At 51.3% G+C, this 503-nt stretch carries 1 pseudogene; it reads left to right on the forward strand.

The annotated features are described in order from the left end of the window. Positions 1 to 49: 49 nt before the first annotated feature. A pseudogene (locus tag R7R78_RS29805) lies at positions 50 to 503 on the forward strand (phosphoadenosine phosphosulfate reductase); the annotation flags it as partial.

Below are 503 nucleotides of genomic sequence, written 5' to 3' on the forward strand. Positions count from 1 at the left end.
GGGGTGCTTTCCCGGAAGGGATGGGCACCCTGCTAATCCAGGAGGCCCTATGCAACAAACATTAAACTTTGATCTATCAGAACAACCCATCCCAGTGCTTTTGCGTGGGGATAAGTGGGATTCTGTTTGGTCAGAACTGACTGATAACGAGGATTTGAACTTCGTTGATGCCAGTAGAGGAACCAGTCTGTCATCGTTGATCACGTCATCGGTTGAGTCCATTCACACGGCCTTAATTGATGGGTGGACCATGATGATCGGCTATTCCAGTGGTAAAGATTCTGAAACGGTCTTGCACCTGTTCCTGATGGCCCTGATCCGGGCTGTAAGGAGTGGGGCGACCATCAGCCAGCACCACTTCATCTTGCACACTGACACACTGATCGAAAGCCCAGAGGTAAGGTGGCTGGCGGATCAGAAACTGGCCGAGCTGGAGCGTTTCATTGCGAAGGAAAACCTTCCTCTGACCATCGTTCTAGCAAAGCCTGGGATCTCGCAGAGTT

Source organism: Vibrio sp. 2134-1 (assembly GCF_033339495.1).